The organism is Kitasatospora sp. NPDC056731 (genome assembly GCF_040687675.1).
Lineage (GTDB): Bacteria > Actinomycetota > Actinomycetes > Streptomycetales > Streptomycetaceae > Kitasatospora.
Genome location: NZ_JBFBNR010000016.1, coordinates 78598 through 96507, shown reverse-complemented (window position 1 = coordinate 96507; position 17910 = coordinate 78598). Strand labels below are relative to the sequence as shown.

At 70.8% G+C, this 17910-nt stretch carries 10 protein-coding genes; all 10 read right to left on the bottom strand.

The window, feature by feature from the left end:
• Nucleotides 1-78 precede the first annotated feature (78 nt).
• Nucleotides 79-1704: an ABC transporter substrate-binding protein gene (locus tag AB0R04_RS18885; RefSeq protein ID WP_363372527.1), complete on the bottom strand. Its 1626-nt coding sequence runs from the start codon at nucleotides 1702-1704 to the stop codon at nucleotides 79-81.
• A gap of 172 nt (nucleotides 1705-1876) precedes the next feature.
• Entirely contained in the window at nucleotides 1877-2893 is a 1017-nt protein-coding gene (locus tag AB0R04_RS18880; protein ID WP_363372524.1) for a dipeptide ABC transporter ATP-binding protein, read from the bottom strand.
• A complete protein-coding gene (locus AB0R04_RS18875; RefSeq protein ID WP_363372523.1) occupies nucleotides 2886-3938 on the bottom strand; it encodes an ABC transporter ATP-binding protein in 1053 nt (350 codons plus the stop codon). The genes AB0R04_RS18880 and AB0R04_RS18875 overlap by 8 nt, the downstream gene beginning before the upstream one ends.
• Nucleotides 3939-3957: 19 nt before the next feature.
• On the bottom strand, nucleotides 3958-4902 hold the full coding sequence (locus AB0R04_RS18870) for an ABC transporter permease (protein WP_363372521.1): 945 nt from the start codon (nucleotides 4900-4902) through the stop codon (nucleotides 3958-3960).
• On the bottom strand, nucleotides 4895-5821 hold the full coding sequence (locus AB0R04_RS18865) for an ABC transporter permease (protein ID WP_363372519.1): 927 nt from the start codon (nucleotides 5819-5821) through the stop codon (nucleotides 4895-4897). Before AB0R04_RS18865 ends, AB0R04_RS18870 begins: the two co-directional genes overlap by 8 nt.
• Nucleotides 5822-5962: 141 nt before the next feature.
• Nucleotides 5963-7600, bottom strand: coding sequence for an ABC transporter substrate-binding protein (locus tag AB0R04_RS18860; RefSeq protein WP_363372516.1), 1638 nt, complete (start codon nucleotides 7598-7600; stop codon nucleotides 5963-5965).
• A 429-nt stretch (nucleotides 7601-8029) separates the two neighbouring features.
• Nucleotides 8030-9934 (bottom strand): translational GTPase TypA, encoded by a 1905-nt coding sequence (gene typA, locus AB0R04_RS18855; RefSeq protein WP_363372513.1) that lies wholly within the window; start codon nucleotides 9932-9934, stop codon nucleotides 8030-8032.
• A 272-nt stretch (nucleotides 9935-10206) separates the two neighbouring features.
• The gene (locus tag AB0R04_RS18850) at nucleotides 10207-12084 is read right to left on the bottom strand and encodes an ABC transporter family substrate-binding protein (RefSeq protein WP_363372510.1); all 1878 of its coding nucleotides are present in this window, start codon (nucleotides 12082-12084) and stop codon (nucleotides 10207-10209) included.
• A 103-nt stretch (nucleotides 12085-12187) separates the two neighbouring features.
• Nucleotides 12188-14683, bottom strand: coding sequence for a SpoIIE family protein phosphatase (locus AB0R04_RS18845; RefSeq protein ID WP_063351166.1), 2496 nt, complete (start codon nucleotides 14681-14683; stop codon nucleotides 12188-12190).
• Nucleotides 14684-15051: 368 nt separating this feature from the next.
• Nucleotides 15052-17805, bottom strand: coding sequence for a SpoIIE family protein phosphatase (locus tag AB0R04_RS18840; RefSeq protein WP_363372508.1), 2754 nt, complete (start codon nucleotides 17803-17805; stop codon nucleotides 15052-15054).
• Nucleotides 17806-17910 lie beyond the last annotated feature (105 nt).

The following is a 17910-nucleotide window of genomic DNA, read 5'->3' as shown; positions in this document are numbered from 1 at the left end:
GCCGGGGACGGTCGGCCGGGAGGGCCGGGCCCCGCCCTCCGTGCGGGAAGGGCGGGGCCGGCGCGAGGGGTCGGGGGATCAGCCCTTGACCTCGACCTGGGTCCAGGCCGGGTTGCCGAAGGAGTCGAACTTCACGTTCTGCACCTTGGTCGAGTAACCCGAGTTGGTGCGGTAGTACCAGAGCGGGATGGCCGGCATCCCGCTCGGCAGCACCGCCTCGGCCTGCTGGTAGCCGGTCACCGTGTCGGCGACGCTGGCGGCCTCGTCGGCCTTGGTGGCCGCCTGGTCGAACTGCGGGTTGCTGTAGCCGAAGTCGTTGGACGCGGCGCCGGTGCGGTACACGTCGGACAGGAAGTTGGCGTTCAGCGGGTAGTCCTGCACCCAGCCGGTGCGGAAGGCGCCGTTGACCTGGTGCCCGGTGATCGCGGCGCGCGCGGTCTTGAAGTCGGACTTCGGGTCGCCGAGGCACTCGACGCCGGTGCTCTGCCGGATCGAGTTGCAGACCGCGTCGACCCACTCCTTGTGGCCGCCGTCGGAGTTGTAGGTGATCAGCAGCTTGTTGCCGGGGACGCCGCCGCCGTCGCTGATCAGCTGCTTGGCCTTGGCCGGGTCGAACTTGCAGAAGTCGCCGCAGGCGCCGTCCTTGTAGCCCTCGACGCCCTCGGCCACCCAGGCGGTGGCCGGCTTGCGGGAGTTCTGCAGCACCGTCTTGGTGATGGTGTCGCGGTCGATCGCCATGGACAGGCCCTGGCGCACCTTGGCCTTGTCGGGCGCGGCCCAGTCGGCCTGGTAGAGGGTGAAGCCGATGTTCTGGATGGCGCCCTGCGGGGCGTCGATCGCCCGGTCGCCGAGGTCGCTCTTGTACGTCGCCAGCGCGGACGGCGGCACCTGGTCCATCACGTCCAGGTTGCTGGACTGGAGGTCTGCGTAGGCGGCCTCGGACGTGGTGTACATCTTGAAGACGATGCCGCCGTTCTTCGGCTTGTCGACGCCCTGGTAGTCCGGGAAGGCCTTGGTGACGACCTCGGTGTTGTGGTTCCAGCTGACGAACTGGTAGGGGCCGTTGCCCACCGGCTTCTGCCCGTACCCGGTCGGGTCGTTGAAGAAGGCGTCCGGCAGCGGGGAGAAGGCGATGTAGCCGAGCTTGTACTCGAAGTACGAGACCTTGTTGCTGAGCTTGACGGTGAAGTGCAGGTCGTCGACCACGGTCAGGCCGGACATCTTGGTCGCGGTCGGCTGGCCGCTGACGGGGTGGACGTTCTGGTAGCCCTCGATGTCGGAGAACCAGGAGCTGTTGATCTGGTTGTTGCTGGTGGTCGCGCTCCAGTTCCAGGAGTCCACGAAGTTCTTGGCGTGCACCGGCGTGCCGTCGTGGAACTTCCAGCCGTCCTTCAGCGTGACGTCGAAGGTCTGGGAGTCACTGGTGTCGATCTTGTCGGCGACCTGCATCCGGATCTTGGCGGTGGCGGGGTCGTAGTCGACCAGCCCCTTGAAGAGGTTCTGGATGATGCGACCACCGCCGACCTCGTTCGCGTTGGCGGGCTGCAGCGGGTTCTGCGGCTCACTGCTCTGGTAGCTGAAGCTCTTGCTGCTGTCCGACGAGCTGTTGCTGCTTCCGCCGCCGCCGCTGCTGCACCCGGTGGCCACCAGGGCCACGGATGTCGCAGCGGCGAGGACCCAGCGAGCACGGGCGGCTACGGGCATGGAGGTCCCTCCTCGTGGTGTGTGTCGCATCACACCCCATGAGAAGCGCGCCCGGTCGACGGCGCGAGTCGAATGCACCCGGACGGGTGCGTTGAGCGCCCCGTGAGTTGACGGAACGACGGAAGGGCCCGCGGCACGAAGCCACGGGCCCTTCCGGGGATGCCACGGGGAGTCAGGCGGCGGCCGGCTCCCGGACCTCGGCGAAGTGACAGGCCGAGTCGTGCGCGGCCGGGCCCTTCAGCACCGAGGGCACCGCGAGCAGCGGGATCTCCTCGGCGCAGCGGTCCTCCGCCTTCCAGCAGCGGGTGCGGAAGCGGCAGCCGGACGGCGGGTTGGCCGGCGAGGGGATGTCACCGGTCAGGATGATCCGGTCGCGGTTCTCGCGCGCCGTCGGGTCCGGCACCGGCACCGCGGAGAGCAGCGCCTGGGTGTACGGGTGGGTGGCGTTCTCGTAGATCTGCTCGTCGGTGCCGATCTCGACCATCTTGCCGAGGTACATCACGCCGACGCGGTCGGAGATGTGCCGGACGATGGAGAGGTCGTGCGCGATGAACATGTACGACAGGCCGAAGTCGCCCTGCAGCTTCTCCAGCAGGTTGATCACCTGCGCCTGGACGGACACGTCCAGGGCGGAGACCGGCTCGTCGCAGATGATGATCTCGGGCTTGAGCGCGAGACCGCGGGCGATGCCGATGCGCTGGCGCTGGCCGCCGGAGAACTGGTGCGGGTAGCGGTTGATGTACTCCGGGTTCAGACCCACGACGTCCAGCAGGTCCTGGACGGCCTTGCGGCGGTCGCCCTTGGGCGCCACCTCGGGGTGGATCTCGAACGGCTCCCCGATGATGTCGCCGACCGTCATGCGCGGGTTCAGCGAGGTGTACGGGTCCTGGAACACCATCTGGATGTTGCGGCGGACGGCCTTGAGGGCCTGGCCGGACAGCTTGGAGATGTCCTCGCCCTTGAACAGCACCTGGCCGGAGGTGGCCCGCTCCAGGTTCATCAGCACCTTGGCCAGCGTGGACTTGCCACAGCCGGACTCGCCGACGATGCCGAGGGTCTCACCCTTGGCCAGGTCGAAGGAGATGCCGTCGACCGCCTTGACCGCGCCGACCTGCTTCTTGAAGAGGATGCCCTGGCTCAGCGGGTAGTGCTTGACCAGGTCCTTGACCTCCAGGATGGGCTCAGCCATGGAGGGTCTCCTTCCAGAGGTGGCACGCGCTGCGGCGGCCGGTGAGCTCCTTGCCGTCCTTGTCGGTCACCTGGTGCAGCGCCGGGATCTCCGTGCGGCACAGGTCGGTGGCGACGTCACAGCGGGGGTTGAACGCGCAGCCGGTCGGGACCTTCAGCAGGTTCGGGGGCAGGCCCTGGATCGCGTAGAGCTCCTGACCCTTCTGGTCCAGGCGCGGGATCGAGCGGAGCAGGCCCTTGGTGTACGGGTGCGCCGGGTTGGCGTACAGGTCGTGCACCGGGGCGGTCTCGACGATCCGGCCGGCGTACATCACGGCGATCTTGTCCGCGACGTCGGCGACCACGCCGAGGTCGTGGGTGATCAGGATCAGGCCCATGTTGTACTCGGCCTGGAGCTCCGCGAGCAGGTCCATCACCTGGGCCTGGACGGTGACGTCCAGGGCGGTGGTGGGCTCGTCCGCGATGATCAGGTCGGGCTGCATCGAGAGCGCCATGGCGATCATGATGCGCTGGCGCATGCCGCCGGAGAACTGGTGCGGGTAGTCGCCGACGCGCTGCCTGGCGGCCGGGATGCGCACCCGGTCCATCAGCTCGATGGCCTTCTCCTTGGCGTCCTTCTTGGAGGCGCCCTGGTGCACCCGGAACATCTCGCCGAGCTGGTAGCCCACGCTGAGCACGGGGTTGAGCGAGGACAGCGCGTCCTGGAAGATCATCGCGATCTTCTGGCCGCGGATCCTGCGCCGCTCCTCGTTGCCCATCTTGAGCATGTCCTGGCCGCGGTACAGGATCTCGCCCTGCGTCACCTTGCCGGGCGGCATGTCCAGGATGCCCATGATGGTCTGGGCGGTCACGGACTTGCCGGAGCCGGACTCTCCGAGCACGGCGAGCGTCTCGCCGGCCGCGACGGAGTAGTTGACGCCGTTCACGGCCTTCGCGATGCCGTCCCGGGTGTGGAACTCCACGTGGAGGTTCTTGACCTCCAGCAGCGGGGTGCCAACTTCGAGTCGGCCGCTCTTCTGGTTGTTGTTCTCGATCACGGTGGTCATCGGGTCGTCACCTCTTCTCTCAGCGGAGCTTCGGGTCGAGGGCGTCGCGCACCGCGTCGCCGAGCATGATGAAGGCCAGAACCGTGAGGCTCAGCATTCCGGCGGGGAAGAACAGGGCGAACGGGGCGGTCCGGATCACCTTCTGGGCGGTGTTGATGTCGATGCCCCAGGAGATGGTCGGGTCCTGCAGACCGATGCCGAGGAAGCTCAGCGTCGCCTCGGTGGCGATGTAGCCGCCGAGCGCGATGGTGGCGACGACGATCACCGGGGCGACCGCGTTCGGCAGGATGTGCTTCCACAGGATCCGGCTGGTGCCTGCGCCGAGCGCCTTGGCGGCCGTCACGAAGTCGGCCTGCTTGATGGTGATGACCGAACCGCGCATGACACGGGTCATCTGGGTCCAGCCCAGGGAGACCAGCGCGAAGACCACGCTCCAGATGGTGCGCGAGGTGAAGGCGTTGAGGATGACCAGGGCGCCGAGCAGCAGCGGGATGCCGAAGAAGATGTCGGTGACCCGGGAGATGATCGTGTCGACCCAGCCACCGAAGTAGCCGGCCAGCATGCCGGTGATGCCACCGAGGATGGTCACACCCGCCGTGACGCAGATGCCGACGACGACCGAGGCGCGGGCGCCGTAGATCACCCGGGCGTAGATACTGCGGCCCTGGAGGTCGTAGCCGAACCAGTCCGCCTGGAAGAAGTGGCTGTAGTTCGGCTTGGTCAGGTAGTGCAGACGCAGGTCGCCGGCGCGCGGGTCCGCCGAAGTGAACAGCCCGGGGGCGATCGCGATGACGATCAGCAGCAGGATCAGCAGCGCGGAGATCACGAAGATCGGCTTGCGGCGCAGGTCGTGCCAGGCGTCGGAGCCGAGGCTGCGGGCCTTCTCGGGCTTGGCCGCCGGGGTGTCGGCGCCACGCTGGGCCGGGATCTCCTCGGCCGTCTTCTTCTCGGTCAGGTCAGGCATAACGGATCCTCGGGTCCAGGACCGCGTAAAGCAGGTCGACGATCAGGCCGGCAGCCAGGTACACGAGCACCAGGAAGGCCACGAAGCCGGCGACCGTCGGGCCCTCCTTGTGGTTGATCGCCGCGTAGAGCGCGTTGCCGATGCCCTTGACGTTGAAGATGCCCTCGGTCACGATCGCGCCACCCATCAGGGCGCCCAGGTCGGTGCCGAGGAAGGTGACCACCGGGATCATCGAGTTGCGGAGCAGGTGGGTGCCGATCACCTTGCGCCGGGGCAGGCCCTTGGCCACCGCGGTGCGGACGTAGTCGGCCTTGATGTTCTCGGCTATGGAGGTACGGGTGAGACGCGCCACGTACGCCAGCGACAGCGAGCCGAGCACGAACGCCGGCAACACCAGCTGGGTGATGTCGTTGCTGTCCTGGACGGTCGGCGTGACCCACTTCAGGTTCTGCCCGAAGACCGTCTGGAAGATGAAGCCCAGCACCGGAACCGGGATCGAGATCAGCAGCAGGGTCAGGACCAGGGTGCTCTTGTCGAACGCCTTGCCGCGGCGCAGACCGGCGAAGAGGCCGATGGTGACGCCGAGCACGATCTCGATGGCGAACGCGAACAGCGCCAGCCGGGTGGTGACCGGCAGCGCATCGGTGATCACGTCGAGCACCGGCCGCTGGTCCAGGGTGGTTCCGAAGTCACCGGTGAGCAGCTTCCCCATGTAGTCGAGGTACTGCTGGACCAGCGGCTTGTCGAAGCCCATCTGGTGCCTCAGAGCGGCGAGCTGGGCCGGGTCCGGCGCCTTGTCGCCCCACATCGCGGCCACCGGGTCACCCGGCAGCGCGTGCACCATGAAAAAGATGAGCGCGGTCGTTCCGAGGAAGACCGGGATCATCTGGAGCAGTCGCCTTGCGACAAAGCGCCCCATCGTGCCTCCATGTATGACTCTGCCGGGCCCGTCATCCCGGCCAGAGATAAGTCGGCGTGCCAACGGCCGGTGCCAGTCCTCGCCCTTGTGGGGATGGGACGGGCACCGGCCGTTGTCACCGGGTCAGGCGGTGCCGACCGATTACTTCTTCTTGACCTCGACGTCGGTGTAGACCGGGTTGCCGAAGGAGTCGAACTTCACGTTCTGGACGTTGTTGGACCAGCCGGAGCTGGTCTTGTAGTACCAGAGCGGGATGGCCGGCATGTCCTTGGCCAGGACGGCCTCGGCCTGCTGGTAGAGCTCGGTGGTCTTCTCCACCGTGGTGGCCGCGTCGGCCTCCTTCGAGAGCTTGTCGAACTCCGGGCTGGAGTAGCCGGCGTCGTTCGCCGCCGCACCGGTGCCGTAGACGTCGCGCAGGAAGTTGGCGTTCAGCGGGTAGTCCTGCACCCAGCCGGTACGCATCATGCTCGACACCTGACGCTTGGTCACGATGTCGCGCGAGGTCTTGAAGTCCGGCTTCGGGTCACCGAGGCACTCGACGCCGGTGGCCTGGCGGATCGAGTTGCAGACCGCGTCGACCCACTCCTTGTGACCACCATCGGAGTTGTACAGGATGGTGATCTTGTTACCGGGGACACCGTTGCCCTCGGCGATGAGCTGCTTGGCCTTGGCCGGGTCGTACTTGCAGGCGTCGCCGCAGGCGCCGGCCTTGTAGCCCATGACGCCGGGCGCCACGAAGCCGTCGGCGGGCTGACGCGTGCCGTTCAGCACGGTCTTGGTGATGGTGTCGCGGTCGATGGCCATCGACAGGCCCTGGCGGACCTTGGCCTTCTCCGGCGCGTTCCAGTCGGCGTTGTACAGCGCGAAGGAGATGTTCTGGATGGCGCCCTGCGGCTGGTCGACCGCGCGCTTGCCCAGGTCGTCCTTGTACTTGGGCAGGTCGGTCGAGTCGACCTGGTCCAGGACGTCGAGGGTGTCCGACATCAGGTCCTTGTACGCGGCCTCACCGGCGGTGTAGTTCCGGAAGACGATGCCGCCGTTCTTGGCCTTGTTCGTGCCCGCGTACTTGTCGAAGGCGGCCAGGGTGATGGCCTTGTTGTGCTCCCACGACACGAACTTGTACGGGCCGTTGCCGACCGGCTTCTGGCCGTAGCCCGCCGGGTCGGAGAAGAACCCGGTCGGCAGCGGGTAGAAGGCCGAGTAGCCGAGCTTGTACGTGAAGTACGAGACCGGGCTGCTCAGCTCGATGGTGAAGTGCGTGTCGTCGACGACCTTCAGACCGGACATGGTGTCGGCGGTCGGGTCACCCTTCTCCGGGTGAACGGCGTCGTAGCCGACGATGTCGGAGAACCAGTCCGAGTTGATCTGGTTGTTCTTGGTGTTCGCCGACCAGTTCCAGGAGTCCACGAAGGACTTGGCCGTCACCGGGGTGCCGTCGTGGAAGGTCCAACCGGACTTCAGCGTGACGGTGTAGTTCTTGGCGTCAGTGGTCTCGATCTTGTCGGCCACCTGGTTACGCAGGGCGCCGGTGGCGGGGTCGTAGTCGACGAGGCCCTGGAAGAGCTGCTTGACGATGCGGCCGCCCTGGTTCTCCATGGCGTTGGCCGGCTGCAGCGGACGCTGCGGCTCGCCGCTCTGGTAGCTGAACACGCCCTGGGCGTTGACCGCAGCGCCATCGGAGCTGCTCCCACCGGTGGAACCGCCACTGCTACAAGCAGTCGCGGCGAGGGCGACCGCAACAGCTGCGACAACCCACTTGGCCTGGCTCCCACCACGCATCGGTGTGCCTCCTGAATTCGACGTTGCAACGAGGAGGGCACTGCGGACGGGTGTTACCTGGCCCGCTGTGCCGTCCGCGCTCGTGGTTTCGGCGCGCACCCCTGCGCGTCACCCTTGACCCGAGCCTGACTGCACCCACTATCCGTCACGCACGGACACGAAAGTGACCAGTGACGATCTCAATTAGGTCACATGAACAGTCGGTAAGTTTCGAAAACCGGACATAAGAGACATAGCCAGACAGGCACCAAACGGACAGTCGTCATGAATGACGAACTGTCACGTTCGCTCAGCGGACACCTGGGAGTGATGAGCGCTATTCCGTTAATACGCCCGTCGACAACTTGGAGTAGTTGAAAAAGTTCGCCCCCCTCTCCATCGGAAAGGGGGGCGAAGCATTCCGGCCAAAGGCCGGTCAAGCCGTCCGGATCACGCCTTCTTGGCGCGCGAGGCGGTGCGGCCGCGGTCCTTCGCGTCGAGGACGACCTTACGGATGCGAACCGTCTCCGGGGTCACCTCGATGCACTCGTCCTCGCGGCAGAACTCCAGCGACTGCTCCAGCGAGAGCTTGCGCGGCGGGACGATCGACTCGGCCACGTCTGCGTTCGAGGAACGCATGTTGGTGAGCTTCTTCTCCTTGGTGATGTTGACGTCCATGTCGTCGGCGCGCGAGTTCTCGCCGACGATCATGCCCTCGTACACCTCGGTGCCCGGCTCGCAGAAGAGCACGCCGCGCTCCTGGAGGTTGGTCATCGCGAAGGCGGTGACCACACCGGACCGGTCGGCGACCAGCGAACCGTTGTTGCGGGTGCTCAGGGTGCCGAACCACGGCTCGTGGCCCTCGTGGATCGAGTGCGCGATGCCGGTGCCGCGGGTGCTGGTGAGGAACTCGGTCCGGAAACCGATCAGACCGCGGGACGGGACGACGAACTCCATCCGGACCCAGCCCGAGCCGTGGTTGGACATGTTGTCCATCCGGCCCTTGCGGACGCCCATGAGCTGCGTGACCGCGCCCATGTGCTCCTCCGGCACGTCCACCGTGAGGCGCTCGACCGGCTCGTGGGTCTTGCCGTTGACCTGCTTGGTGACGACCTGCGGCTTGCCGACGGTCAGCTCGAAGCCCTCGCGGCGCATGGTCTCGATCAGGATGGCCAGCGCCAGCTCACCGCGGCCCTGCACCTCCCAGGCGTCCGGGCGCTCGGTCTCCAGGACGCGCAGCGAGACGTTACCGATCAGCTCGCGGTCCAGGCGGTCCTTCACCTGGCGGGCGGTGACCTTGCGGTCCACCTTGCCGCTGGACTTCGCGTCCGCGCCCTTGCCGCTGCCGCCACGGCCGACCAGCGGCGAGGTGTTGGTGCCGATGGTCATCGAGATGGCCGGCTCGTCCACCGTGATCAGCGGCAGCGCGATCGGGTTCTCCGGGTCGGCGAGGGTCTCGCCGATCATGATCTCGGAGATACCGGCGACGGCGCAGATGTCACCCGGGCCCGCCACCTCGGCCGGCTTGCGGGTGAGCGCCTCGGTCATCAGCAGCTCCGAGATGCGGACGCTGGAGATGGTGCCGTCGCGCTTGATCCAGGCCACGGTCTGGCCCTTGCGCAGCTCGCCCTGCTCGACGCGCAGCAGCGCGATGCGGCCGAGGAAGTTGTCGGCGTCGAGGTTGGTGACGTGGGCCTGGAGCGGCGCGTCGGCCTCGTACGTCGGGGCCGGGACGTGCTCCAGCAGGGTGGAGAAGAACGGCTCCAGGCTGGTGCTGTCGGCCGGGACGGTGCCGTTCTCCGGCTTGGTCAGCGAGGCGACGCCGTCACGGGCACAGGCGTAGACGATCGGGAACTCGATCTGGTCCTCGTCCGCGTCCAGGTCCAGGAACAGGTCGTAGGTCTCGTTGATGACCTCGTCGATCCGGGAGTCCGGGCGGTCCGTCTTGTTGATGCAGAGGATGACGGGCAGCCGGGCGGTGAGCGCCTTGCGGAGCACGAAGCGCGTCTGCGGCAGCGGGCCCTCGGAGGCGTCGACCAGCAGGACGACGGCGTCCACCATCGACAGACCGCGCTCGACCTCGCCACCGAAGTCGGCGTGGCCCGGGGTGTCGATGATGTTGATGGTGATCGGCGCGCCACCATCCTTCGGGTGGTACTTGACGGCGGTGTTCTTCGCGAGAATGGTGATGCCCTTCTCGCGCTCCAGGTCGTTCGAGTCCATCATCCGGTCGTCGAGGTGCTGGTGGGCGGCGAAGGCACCGGCCTGCTTCAGCATGGCGTCGACCAGAGTGGTCTTGCCGTGGTCGACGTGGGCGACGATAGCGACGTTGCGGATGTCGTTGCGCGTGGGCATGCCTAGCTGATTCTCCTGGAATCGTGGGTTGCGGCGCCCGGCCGCGAGACGCCGACCAGCGATCCCTTTGGATCGCCGCCGCCCGTTCCGCCTGCTACTACCGGTCCACCCGCCGTGGCAACGGACATGCCTCGGCTTCCTCCTATCGTACGGGGAAGCGCCCAGGTGAGCAGAAACGGGCAGGTCGGGCGGGATCAAGATCACAGACAGGTCACCCGTTCGTCACCCGGTGTTCGCTCTCCGACCGGCTCCGACGGGCCCGGGGAACGGGCTCAGCCGCTCCACCCCACGTCCTGGAAGCGCGGCCAGCCGTACCCCCAGACCCCGGCGCCCGCGACGCCCGCCCGGACGCCGACCAGCTCGGGCCGCTGGTAGAGCGGCACCGAGTGGCCGAGCTGCCAGATCCGCACGTCCGCCTCCTGGAGCAGGCCGAGCCGGGCGGCCGGGTCGAGCTCGGCGGTGGCGCGGTCGAAGAGCCGGTCGATCTCCTCGGTTCCGCTGCGGGCGTAGTTGCTGCCGGGGTCGAGGGTGCCGTCGGCGTCGGGCCGGGGCTTGGCGTAGACGGGCCGCTGCTCGCTCGCCGGGCTGGTGCCGGCGGGCCAGGAGAACAGGGCGAGGTCGTACTCCCCGGCGGCCAGCTGGTCCTGGACGAAGGTGTCGGCGGACGCCGTCACGGCCTTCACCTCGACACCGGACTCGCCGAGGTCGGCGGTGAGCGCGTCGGCGGTCCGCTTGGCGGTCGCGGAGCCGGCCGGGACGAGCAGGGTGAGGGTGAGCTCCTTGTCGTCCTTGGTGCGGGTGCCGCCGGTGTCGGGCCGCTTCCAGCCCGCCTCGTCGAACAGCCGGGCGGCGTCGGCCGGGCCGGCGGCCGCACTGTTGTCGCGGTAGCCGTCCTGGTCGCCGGCGAGCAGGTGGCTGCCCAGCGGGGCGCCGGGCAGGCCGAGCGGGGTGAGCGCGGCGTCGGCGATCCGCCGCCGGTCGACGGCGCGGGTCAGGGCGAGCCGCAGGGCCGGGTCGGCGAGCGGGCCGTGGGCGGAGTTGAGGGTGAGCTGGGTGAGCGAGGCGCCGACGGCCCGGTGCACGATGACGCCGTGCAGTCCCTCGGCCCGCCGCAGGGCCAGCGCCGCGGCCTCGGGCGCGGCGCCCGGGGGCGCCGCCTCGGCGGTCGGCGTACCGGAGGCGGCCGGGGTGTCGGTCGGCGTGGCGGTCGGCGTGGCGGAGGCGGTGGGCGTGGCGGAGGCCGTGGGCGTGGCGGAGGCGGCCGGAGCGGGCGCGGGCACCGCCTGGTCCACCGCCGCGGTGAGCGGGGCGATGTCCAGCCGGTTCTGGTCGAGCGCGTCCAGCCGGCCCTCCGGCGGCGCGGCGATGAACTCGATCCGGTCGGTCTTCGGCTGGTCCCCCCACCACCGCGGGTTGCGGGCGAGGACGACCTGCCCGCCCGCGGCGTCGTACCCGGAGACGGTGTACGGCCCGGCGCTCAGGTGCTCGCCGCCGGTCAGCGCCCGGTTGAACGCGGCCGGGGTGGCCGTCTCGGCCGCCGGGTAGAGCGGGCCGAACAGCGAGCGCCATTCGGCGTACGGGCGCCGGAAGGTCACCCGGACTTCGTGCGGGTCGGCGCCCTGGGCGATCGCGTCGATGGCGTCGTACCCGGCCGGGCGGCCGCCCTGGTAGGCCGGGTCGAGGCCGGAGAGGGCGGCCCGCTGGGCGGTCAGGTCGGCGGCCGTGAGCGGGGTGCCGTCGCTCCAGACCGCGCGCGGGTTGAGCCGGTAGGTGACGACCTGCGGCTGCTTCCCGGGCGGGGTGGACTCGGCGCCGACCAGGTAGTCCGGGTCGGGGACGAGCCGGCCGTGCCCGTCGGGCCGGAACAGCGAGGGGTAGAGGGCGTGCGCGAGCAGTGCCGAGTCGGCGGTCGCGTCGCCCTGGTAGACGTTGAGCGTGGCCGGGACGCCGTCCACGGCCCAGCGCAGCCTGCCGCCGCCCCGGACGGCGGTGCGGTCGGCGGTCCGGACGTCCCCGGTGCCGGAGGTGGGGTCGGCCGAGGCCGGTGCGGGGTCGGGGGTACGGGCCGGATCCGGGCCGTCGGAGCAGCCGCCGAGGCCGGCGGCGAGCAGCAGCGCGACGGCTGCGGAGGTGAGCTGGCGGACGCGCATGGCGGCCATGGAACGCCGTCCGAGTGCCCGGGCCCGGGCCGACACGGCGGACCGCCCGCCGACTGCACCCGGACGGCCGAACCGCCGAGGGCCTCCAGCCGCCCTAAAGCCCCAGCTCGAACCAGACGATCTTGCCCTTGGGCGTCCGCCGGCTGCCCCAGCGCTCGGCCAGCAGGCTGACCAGTTGCAGGCCGCGCCCGCCCTCGTCGGTCTCCTGGGCGCGCCGCTGCCGGGGCTGGGCGTAGCCGTCGTCCCAGACCTCGCAGACCAGGCCGCGATCGCGCAGCAGCCGCAGCCGGATCTCGCCCCGGCCATGCTTGAGCGCGTTGGTGACCAGTTCGCTGACCAGCAGCTCGGTGGTGTCCACGAGCTCCTCCAGGCCGCGGGTCAGCAGCCAGCTGCAGGCCAGCTCGCGGGCCTTGGCGACGGAGGTGGGCTCGGGCGGCAGGAACCAGTTGCCGACGGCGTCCTCGGGGAAGGCGTGCACCTTGGCCATCAGCAGGGCGATGTCGTCCTCGCCGTGGTGCGGGTTGAGCTCGCCGAGGACGTGCTCGCAGAGTTCTTCGAGGCCCTTGCCCTTGGCCGACAGCGCGGTGCGGAAGCCGCGCAGGCCCTCGTCCAGTTGGTGCTTGCGGCTCTCCACCAGGCCGTCGGTGTAGAGGCCGAGGATGGCGCCGTCCGGGAGGGTCAGCTCGACCTCCTCGAAGGGCTCGCCGCCGACGCCGAGCGGCAGGCCGGGCGGGACGTCGAGCATCCGGGCGGGTTCGCCGGGGCTGAGCAGGACGGGCGGCAGGTGGCCGGCGTTGGCGATCCAGCAGCGCCGGGTGACGGCGTCGTAGACCGCGTAGACGCAGGTGGCCAGGTAGACCTCGCGGGCCTCCTCGTCGGCGGCGGAGGTGAGCCGGCCGTACGGGGTGGGCGGGCCGGCCGCCACGGTGTCGCCGCCGAGGCCGCGGGCGATCTCGTCGAGGGCGGTGAGCACCTCGCCGGGCTCCAGGTCGAGCATGGCGAGGGTGCGGACGGCGGTGCGCAGCTGGCCCATGGCGACGGCGGCGCGCAGGCCGCGCCCCATCACGTCGCCGATGACCAGGGCGGTGCGGTTGCCGGGCAGCGGGATGACGTCGAACCAGTCGCCGCCGACCTCGGTGTTGTTGTTGCTGGGCAGGTAGCGGCAGGCGATCTCCAGGCCGCTGGCGGCCGGGTTGCCCGGGGGCAGCAGGCTGCGCTGGAGGATCAGGGCGCGCTCGTGCTCGCGGCGGTAGAGCCGGGCGTTGTCGATGCAGACGGCGGCGCGGGCGACGAGTTCCTCGGCGATGGCGACGTCGCGGGCGTCGAAGGGCTCGCTGCCGATCGCGCGGGAGAGCTGGACGAGGCCGAGCACCTGGTCGCGGGCGACCAGCGGGACGATCAGGGTGGAGCGCAGCAGCGGGTCGGGCCCGGGCTCGGGGACGACGCTGCGGCCGGTGCGCAGCGCCCGGGCGTGCGGGGAGCGTCGCGGGTAACAGAGGGTGCCGCCGGCCTCGGCGATGGGCAGGCCGGTGACCGAGCCGAGCACCGAGGAGGCGCCGCCGATGACGCTGGAGACGGCGACCCGGCGCAGTTCGCCGCTGCCGTCGGTGAGCACGGTGTCGCCGAGCCGGCCGGCGCTGGGCACGGTCTCGCCGGAGAGCAGCGCGGTGTACAGGTCGACGGTGGCGAGGTCGCAGAACGGCGGGACGACGACGTCGAGCAGTTCCTTGGCGGTGGTCTCCAGGTCGAGGGTGGAGCCGATGTGCGCGCTGGCCTCGTTGAGCAGGGCGAGGTTGCGGCGGACGCCGTCGGCCTCGCGCTCGGCGACGTGCCGGCTGGTGACGTCGGAGACCTGCCCGGCGAGGCCGATCGGCTGTCCGGCCGCGCCGTTGAGGCGGTACAGCGAGACGGCCCAGAGCCGGTTGCCCTCGCGGGTGGGGACGGCGCCGTGGAAGCGCAGGTCGAAGACGGGCTCGCCGGTGGCGAGGACCTTGCGCAGGGCGGCGGTGAGGCGGTCGGCCTCGGACGGCGGGAAGAGGTCGTGCGGGGTGAGGCCTTCGAGGTCGGTGGGGGCCAGGCCCATGCCGGAGGCGAAGGCGTCGTTGACCCGCTGGAGGCGCAGCCGGTCGTCGAAGAGGATGAAGCCGGTGGGCGTCTGCCCGAAGACGGCCTCGGAGGCGGCGAGGTCGGTCTCGACCCGGCGCAGTCGGCCGAGGTCGACGGCCAGGCAGGTGGCGCCGGCGGTGGGCAGGGCGCTGTCGGGCATCAGGTAGAGCTCGGCGAGGCCCTCGCCGCCGGCGGCGTCCCGGTAGGGGGCGGTGCCGACCCACTCCTCGCCGGCCAGGGCGCGTTCCAGCCGCGCGCGGCCGCGCTGCCAGAGCTCGCGGGGGACGAAGGTGGTGATCGGGTCGGCGCCGACGGCGTCGGGGGCGGGGACGCCGAAGAACTCGGCGGCGCGCTCGCTCCACTGGCTGATCCGGCCGTCGGGGCCGATGGTGAAGGTGGCGACCCGGATGTAGTCGTAGATCGACCCGGGGCCGCCCGCGCCCCACGGGTGGTCCGCGGCCCCGGGGTGGTGACCGAGGCCCACGGGGTCGGCGCCGGGCGGGTCCGCCGGTACGGGCAGGTGCGGTGAACCGGCCTGCCCGGGCACGACAGCATGACCGCTGCTGCTCGGCGCGTTCCGCGCCGGGGTGCTGTTCAACGGACCGACCCCTCCAACCCGCGACCGTCCGGATGTCGAGAAGACCGAGTATTCATCATCGAGGGGTACGTTCACACGCCCTCAACATCACAACATCAGATCGGGCGAAGGTTTTTGTCCTACCGCCCGCGCAACCACAATGCCACGTCCGCGCCCCCTTCCGGGCTGCGCGCTCCCCCCGGCCACCTGCTGGCATATGCGGTTCCGTCCTCCTCGCCCCCGCTCGGGCTCACGCCCCCGACCCGCTGCGCTCCCTATGACTCGTCGGGCTCACTACCCGGCAGCGTCTGCTCGAACCAGACCACCTTGCCGATGCCCTCGGCCCGGGCACCCCAGCGCAGTGCCAGGCGGCGGACCAGTTCCAGGCCCCGGCCGCCCTCGTCGGCCTCGGCCGCGTGCCGCTCCCGGGGCGGGTCGGGCAGCGGGTCGGAGATCTCGACCAGCAGCGTCTCGCCGAGCGTCAGCCGCACGCCGATGGGGGCGCTGGCGTACCGGACGGCATTCGTGACCAGCTCGCTGACCAGCAGCTCCGTGGTGTCGGTGAGCTCCTCGACGCCCCACTCGGCGAGCGCGGAGCGGACCAGCCGACGGGCCCGGGAGACGGCGGTGGGCTCGGCGGGCAGGGTCCAGCCGACCGTCGGGGTGCCGGCCTGGCCGTGGCCGAGCCGGGCCAGCAGCAGCGCGACGTCGTCCGGCTCGCGGCCCTGCTCCATGGTGCCGAGCACGGCCTCGCAGGCGGCCTGGATGGAGGCGTGCGGCTCCTGGAGCACGGTGACCAGCCGGCCGAGGCCGACGTCGAGGTCCTTGTCCCGGGACTCGACCAGGCCGTCGGTGCAGAGGGCGAGCAGGCTGCCCTCGGGGATCTTCAGTTCGACGGATTCGAACGGGACGCCGCCGACGCCGAGCGGGGCGCCCGAGGGGAGGTCGAGGATCCGGCCCGCGCCGCCGCGCAGCGGGCCGCCGGTCCGGGTCGGCTCCCCGCCCTCCTCGCCCGGCACCACCAGGACGGGCGGGATGTGTCCGGCCTTGGCGACGGTCAGCCTGGCCGTCCCCGGGTCGAACACCGCGTAGACGCAGGTGGCGAGCAGCGCCTCGTCCGGGCCCTGGGCCAGGTCGTCGGCCAGTTCGTGGACGTGCCGCAGCAGGACGTCCGGCGGCAGGTCGAGGGCGGCCAGCACCCGGACGGCGGTGCGCAGCCGGCCCATGGTGGCGGCGGCCCGCAGGCCGTGGCCCATCACGTCGCCGACCACCAGCGCGGTGCGGTCGCCGGGCAGCGGGATGACGTCGAACCAGTCGCCGCCGACCTCGGCGCCGCTGCTGCCGGGCACGTACCGGTAGGCGACCTCGACGCCGGTGGGCTGCGGGACCTGCTGCGGGAGCAGAGTGCGCTGGAGGGTGAGCGCGGCGGTGCGCTCGCGGGCGTACAGCCGGGCGTTGTCCAGCGAGCTGCCGGCCCGGTCGGCCAGCTCGACGGTGAAGGCCAGGTCGTCCCGGTCGAAGCCCTCCCGGTAGCCGCCCCGGCTGACCAGCAGCAGACCGATCACGATGCCGCGGGCGCGCAGCGGGACGACCAGCATGGAGTGCACGCCCAGGTCGTGGGCGGCCTGCGTCTTCGGGTCGCCGGGGTACGTCACGTCGTCGAGCTGGTCCGCGCCGGAGAGCAGTTCAGGGACGCCGGTGCGCAGCACCCGGCCGCAGGCGGAGTCCTCGGCAAAGGTGATCCGGGCGCCACGGCGGAGCATCACCTCGACCTCGGGGCCGTCCTGGACGGAGGCGGTGCCGAGCTGGAGCAGCGAGGTGCGGCGGTCGTGGCCGTGCCGGGGCAGGTCGTCGCCATGCGCGACGGCCTGCAGCAGGATCACCGCGGAGTGGTCGGTGAGCCGGGGGACGACGGAGCTGGCGAGCTCCTGGGCGATCCGGGCGGCGTCGAGCAGGTCGCCGACCCGGGAGCCGAACTCGTTGAGCAGCGAGAGCCGGCGCCGGGCGTGCTCGACCTTGGCGACGGCGCGGTAGCGCTCGGTCACGTCCATCACGGTGCCGGAGATGCCGAGCACCCGGCCGGAGCGGTCGGTCATCCGGCTGTAGGAGATCGAGCGGTAGCCGGAGCGGGCGGTGACCGGGGAGGCCAGGGTGACGTCGATGACCGGCTCGCCGGTGGCCAGCACCTGGCGCTGGATCGCGGTGACCTCGTCGGCGGCCCGCTCGGGCAGGGTCTCGCCGGTGGTCCGGCCGACGTGGTCCTCCAGGGCGACGCCGTTCATCTCGGCCAGGGTCTGGTTGACGGCGGTGTAGCGCAGCTCGGTGTCCATGATCGCGATGCCCAGCGGGGACTGCTCGAACAGCGCGTCACGGACGGCGAGGTCGCGCTCGACGGCCCGGACTGCGGCCGCCTCGGCCATGTTGACCTGGAGGAACGGGGTGCCGTCGCCGTCCACCAGGAGGGAGATCCGGGCGTCCACCGCGATCGGCACGCCGTCCCGGTCGCGCAGCTCGGCGTTGCCGGCCCAGCGGCCGTGGCGCAGGGTGTCCTGGATCGCGGCCCGGATCCGGCCGACCTGCTCCTCGTCGGGGATCAGCTCGTCGATCCGGCGGCCGACCAGCAGCTCGTTCGGCCAGCCGAGCAGTTCCTCGGCGGCCGGGCTCCAGAGCACCACCCGGCCCGCGGTGTCCAGGATCGCGATGGCGACCTTCAGCATGTCGAGCAGGCTGCCCTCGCCCGGCACGCCGGGGCCGTACGGGGCGTCGGACGGCCCGCCGGGGAACGGTCGGGCGGGCCGGCTGCGCAGGCCGGGCCGGGGGCCCGGGTCGGAGACGGGGACGGCCAGGGTCGGCGCCGGCTGGTCGGGCCGCAGGACGTCGGGGGCATCGGCGGCGTCCCGCCGACGGCGGCCGGCCGGCGGCTGCGGGGCGGCGGGCTGGGCACCCCGGCGCAGCCGGGCGCGGGCGGCTGCGCTCCCCGCGGCGCCTGTCCGCCGTGCTCCTCCGCCGCCGTTCCCGGTACTCGACACCGACGGGGCCTCCGGCTCTGGTCGGGATCGGCGTCGCCGGCTGGGGCGGCTCACCGATGGTGACGAATAGTGCCAAAAAGTGACATACCCAGCAGAACCCAGGCT

Excerpts from the sequence above, each read along its gene's own strand:
- AB0R04_RS18885 (WP_363372527.1), bottom strand. The coding sequence starts at position 1,704 with ATGCCCGTAGCCGCCCGTGCTCGCTGGGTCCTCGCCGCTGCGACATCC.
- typA (WP_363372513.1), bottom strand. The coding sequence starts at position 9,934 with ATGCCCACGCGCAACGACATCCGCAACGTCGCTATCGTCGCCCACGTC.
- AB0R04_RS18875 (WP_363372523.1), bottom strand. The coding sequence starts at position 3,938 with ATGACCACCGTGATCGAGAACAACAACCAGAAGAGCGGCCGACTCGAA.
- AB0R04_RS18880 (WP_363372524.1), bottom strand. The coding sequence starts at position 2,893 with ATGGCTGAGCCCATCCTGGAGGTCAAGGACCTGGTCAAGCACTACCCG.
- AB0R04_RS18860 (WP_363372516.1), bottom strand. The coding sequence starts at position 7,600 with ATGCGTGGTGGGAGCCAGGCCAAGTGGGTTGTCGCAGCTGTTGCGGTC.
- AB0R04_RS18870 (WP_363372521.1), bottom strand. The coding sequence starts at position 4,902 with ATGCCTGACCTGACCGAGAAGAAGACGGCCGAGGAGATCCCGGCCCAG.
- AB0R04_RS18850 (WP_363372510.1), bottom strand. The coding sequence starts at position 12,084 with ATGCGCGTCCGCCAGCTCACCTCCGCAGCCGTCGCGCTGCTGCTCGCC.
- AB0R04_RS18865 (WP_363372519.1), bottom strand. The coding sequence starts at position 5,821 with ATGGGGCGCTTTGTCGCAAGGCGACTGCTCCAGATGATCCCGGTCTTC.